Origin of the sequence: Pseudolysinimonas sp. (assembly GCF_031389465.1) — a bacterium.
GTDB lineage: Bacteria > Actinomycetota > Actinomycetes > Actinomycetales > Microbacteriaceae > Pseudolysinimonas_A.
On record NZ_JANMSQ010000301.1, the window covers coordinates 1 to 4,354 of the forward strand.

Annotated in this window: 4 protein-coding genes; all 4 read right to left on the minus strand. The window is 63.8% G+C overall.

What is annotated here, in order from left to right; genetic code table 11:
• Positions 1-343 (minus strand): hypothetical protein (locus RMO30_RS11680; RefSeq protein WP_309713622.1); only part of this gene is annotated, 343 nt, incomplete at its 3' end.
• Between the two features lie 74 nt (positions 344-417).
• A complete protein-coding gene (locus RMO30_RS11685) occupies positions 418-1,968 on the minus strand; it encodes a sugar ABC transporter ATP-binding protein (protein WP_309713625.1) in 1,551 nt (516 codons plus the stop codon).
• A gap of 103 nt (positions 1,969-2,071) precedes the next feature.
• Positions 2,072-3,301: a substrate-binding domain-containing protein gene (locus RMO30_RS11690; RefSeq protein ID WP_309713628.1), complete on the minus strand. Its 1,230-nt coding sequence runs from the start codon at positions 3,299-3,301 to the stop codon at positions 2,072-2,074.
• A gap of 234 nt (positions 3,302-3,535) precedes the next feature.
• Positions 3,536-4,324: an SDR family oxidoreductase gene (locus tag RMO30_RS11695; protein WP_309713630.1), complete on the minus strand. Its 789-nt coding sequence runs from the start codon at positions 4,322-4,324 to the stop codon at positions 3,536-3,538.
• Positions 4,325-4,354: the final 30 nt, after the last annotated feature.

The following is a 4,354-nucleotide window of genomic DNA, read 5'->3' on the forward strand; positions in this document are numbered from 1 at the left end:
AGTCCTCAGCGCCAGCAGCTTGCCGTCGACTCTCGCAGCATTCGCCCCGTTCGCCCTGCTCGGATTGGCGAGCATGCCGTCGATTCTGAGCGGAAACAGCGGGATCGATCTGTCGGTGGCCCCGCTCATGGGGTTCGTCAACGCCGTGATGGTCACCCGGCTGCTCGGGGGTCCGCTTGGCGACCCCCATGAGCGGGGCCACCGACAGATCGATCCCGCTGTTGCCGCTCAGAATCGACGGCATGCTCGCCAATCCGAGCAGGGCGAACGGGGCGAATGCTGCGAGAGTCGACGGCAAGCTGCTGGCGCTGAGGACTTTGGGTTCCACGATGATGTTCGCCACGATCAACACGACCGAGAGCAGTGCGGCGAATGTCCAGCTCCTGGTCCGCACCGCAGTCCAGATTCCCGCACCCATCAGGACTCCCGACCAAAGTAGGCGGAGATCAAACGGTTCCGCGTGAGCTGAGCGCCCGCCAGCTCAGCGAAGACCGAGCCCTGCCGAACGACCAGAACGCGATCCATCAGCTCCAGCAACTCATCAACCTCCGTCGAGAGCATGACGACAGCGCACCCGGCGTCCGCCCGTTCTGCGAGCACCTTGTAGATGTCGCGCTTGGCCGTGATGTCGATGCCACGGGTGGGGTCGTTGAGCAAGAGAACCTGAGGTTGCGTCGCAAGCCATCGGGCGAGGATCACCTTCTGCTGGTTGCCGCCGCTCAGCGACTCGATTCGAAGCTCGGGATGGGGAGCCTTGATGCGGAGCTCCTGCACGAACTGACGAAAGCGCTCTCGGGTCAGCCTCCTCCGCAGAACGACGCCTCGACGGTCTTGCTCGTGGGTCGGGAGGGCGAAATTGTCAAGGATCGACTGGCCGCGCAGCAGGGCCTCCGAGCGTCGATCGCGGGGCAGATACGCGACCCGCTCTCGTCGGCCCGAGTCGATCGAGGTGATCGGCGCTGCCGACGTGCCGGCGAGAACCTGGCCCGATGCACTCGGACGAATGCCCGCTAGCGTCTCGAGAAGCAGATCCTGTCCCTGGCCTTCCAGGCCAGCGATTCCGACGATTTCGCCGCTGTACACGCTGAAGTTGATCGGGTCGGAGTCGGGGCGCACGCGAACGTCATCCGCACGAAGCGCGAGACTCGACTCTGCCGAACGCCGTACGCGCTTTTCGGTGGCTTCACCGATGAGACTGGACTCCCCGGACATCGCCTGAATGAGCCGCGCCGGATCCATCTCGCCTCGTTTGAACGCCGCTACCGTGTAGCCGTTTCGCAGGACGACTGCTCGATCGGCGATGTCGCTGATCTCGTCCATCCGGTGCGAGATGAACAGCACCGACGAGCCGCGCGCGCACAGTGCGCGCAGCGTGACGAACAGCCGGTCACGGACCTCGACATCGAGAGCGGAGGTCGCCTCGTCGAGAATCAAGAGTTTGGGAGTTCGCACGAGTGCTCGCGCGATACACACGGCCTGCTGGGCACTGAGGGTCAGTTCGGAGGTGGGTCGATCAAGATCGCAGTCGCCGATCAGCGAGTTCATGACCTCTTGCGCGACGGCCCTGCGCTCCGCCGCTCGTCCCGATTGGCGGAAGACCCCGTCCTGTCCGAGCCAAATGTTGGTCAGGACACTGCGCTGGGGCGCGACGAGGACTTCTTGGAAGACGGTGCTGACCCCCCGTCGTGCCGTCGCGCGTGGCGAGCGGTACGCGCCCGGCGATTCATCGATGCGGAGTTCGCCCGAGTCGTGCCGCTGGACACCGGACAGGATCTTGACGAGGGTGCTCTTCCCCGATCCGTTCTCGCCCATCACCGCCACGACTTCGCCGGCTCCGACCTCGATCGAGCAGTCGGCGAGGGCGACTGTCGAGCCGTATCTCTTGGCCAATCCGGTTGCGCAGACGAGAGTGCGCAGCGCCGCGTCCACGGCCTGGGCATCCATTGTCTCGCTGGTACCGCTCGTCATTCGTTTTCCTCGCTCGGGATGTGAAGTGGGGCGTGTGGGAGCCGCGCGGCGTCGGACTTTGCCCGCCGCGCGGCCCCTCTCGCCTTCTGAGCTGGGCTGGCGCCTAGTTTAGGAAGAAGGCGTCGACCAGATCATCGATCGGAATCGACGAGCTGGGGCCTTCGGCCTGGACGTTGGTGGTTTCGTCCCAGTCCGCCTCGATCCACTCAGAGAAGTTCTCCGAGGTGATCAGAGTCGGGGAGAACGCCACCTCCGTGGTCTTCAGTCCCCTGCCCTCGAGCATTGCGAGACCGATCGCCATAGCGAACCGCGCAGTGCCCTGAGTTGGCAGAGAGACGGCGACTCCGTTGTAGTCCGGGTGGTCGCGCCAGTAGGCCATCGCCGCACCGTTACCGCCGATGTCGGCCACCGTCGGCACGGGTCGGCCGGTCTGCTCGAACGCGCTGATGATGCCGCTCGCCATGTTGGCGACGTTGAACGCGCCGTCGATCGTGCCCGGGTGGGTCGTCAGGAACTTGAGCGTCTCCGTCTTCGCGGCGGCTGGGTTGAAGTAGCCGGTGAGCTCCCCTACCGTCTCGATGCCGGTGCAGGCATCGAACACCCGCTTCGCCGCATCGTAGATGCTGGTGTCGATCGAGAGGCCCGGGATGGAACGGACGGTCAACACCGTTCCCGTGTCGCCGATCTGGTCCAGCAACCCGGCGGCTGCGTAGTACCCGTTCTGCCCGGGGTTGGGCTGAACGTTCACCGCGTTCAGGGAGGTCGACTGGCCGAGGATGCTGATCACGGGAACGCCTTGTTCTGCGGCTTGGTCGATCACCCCGTTGAGCGCGGTCGGCGAGGAGAGCGGCGCGATGATGATATCGACGCCCTTCTGCAGGAGCGTCTGCATGCCCTGGATCTGAGACGCAGCGTCATTCGCCGGGGTGGCGGTGACCGAGATAATTTCCGCGTCGAACAAGGTCGGGTTCGCGTCGATGATCTCCTGAACGCCGTCCTGCATCAGGATGTTCTGCGCATTCGCCTGGTTGCCGGAGAAGCCGACAGTCCACGGGGCGGCATGGCTGGGAGCAAAGTCCTCCCACGGGCTGGCGAAGATCGTGCCGCCATAACCCTTGAGCGCGTCAATCGCGATCTCGGGAAGCGACTCGAGAACTCCGTCTGGATCCTGCGGCAAGTCTTGGGGCGGCCCAGGAATACAGTCGGGCGCTCCAGCGGAAGCCGTATCGGTGTTCGTCGCCGACGGTGTTGAGGCGGCACAACCAGAAAGGGTCACACCGAGAATGGCAAACCCGACGAGAAGTCGAGTGGTTGTGGTTCCATGGATCTTCATTCAATTCCTCCTTGAATTGATTGCAGGTGCACACGAGAACTTCGTTGCCCCGCCTTTGGGGACTGTGGGCCGTGCTGGTGCAGCTTGGTAGATGCTTCACTTCGACCCAACAGATACTGAGTGGTATCTGACGGGATACCACTCAGTATCTGACCTTGCGAGGCGGGTGTCAACCACTTAGCGCTGCAGGCGTCAAACGACGACGACATCAGGTCAGCGTGGTCATCAACCGCGTCAGGCCGCGGGCGGCCGGCCCTGACCTGTGGCAGCAGACGTACCCCCGTCAACCGGCAAGACCACGCCGGTCACGTATCGAGCCGCGTCGGACGCCAGGAAGAGCACAACTGAGGAAATATCGTGGGGTTCGGCGATGCGACCGAGAGGTATCCGGGCCTCGAAGTGCGCGAGCAGCGACTTGTTCGAGGTGACCCCGGCCAGCGGCTCGGTGTTCGTTACGGACGGAGCGACGGCGTTGACGCGAACCCCTCGCGCGCCCCAGTCGAGCGCGAGCGCGCGCACAAAGAGCGAGACGGCACCTTTGGACGCATTGTAGATCGCGCTTCCCCAGTCGCCAGCGAGACCCGACACGCTCGACGTTGCAATGAAGCTTCCCTTGGTCTTCTCAAGTTCCGGCAGAGCCGTCCGCGCGAGAAAGAAGAAGCCGTCGATGTTGGTGCGTCGCAAGTGCTCCCACTCGTCGTTGGAGATGTCGGTGATGTCGCCCGGAATGAAACTTGCGGCATTGCTGACAACGATGTCGAGGTGGCCGAACCGCTCGACGATCTCGTGAACGAGGTTGGCAACGTGCACAGGGTCGCCAATGTCGCCGGCGATCCCGACGGCCCGATCTCCGAGCGCCCGCGTTGCCTGTTCGAGCCGTGTCTGAGTCCGACCGGTCATGACCACTGTCGCTCCCGCAGCAACAAAGTCCTCAGTGATAGCCAGGCCGATACCGCTCGCACCCCCCGTGACCAGTACGACCTTGCCGCTGAAGTCAAACGCAACGTCTGTTGTGTTGGACATCTCATCCTCCTGTCCGTATCGTCGGATACT

What these genes read in the sequence shown, in the direction of transcription:
- RMO30_RS11685 (WP_309713625.1), bottom strand. Translation starts at nt 1,968, where the DNA reads ATGACGAGCGGTACCAGCGAGACAATGGATGCCCAGGCCGTGGACGCG.
- RMO30_RS11690 (WP_309713628.1), bottom strand. Translation starts at nt 3,301, where the DNA reads ATGAAGATCCATGGAACCACAACCACTCGACTTCTCGTCGGGTTTGCC.
- RMO30_RS11695 (WP_309713630.1), bottom strand. Translation starts at nt 4,324, where the DNA reads ATGTCCAACACAACAGACGTTGCGTTTGACTTCAGCGGCAAGGTCGTA.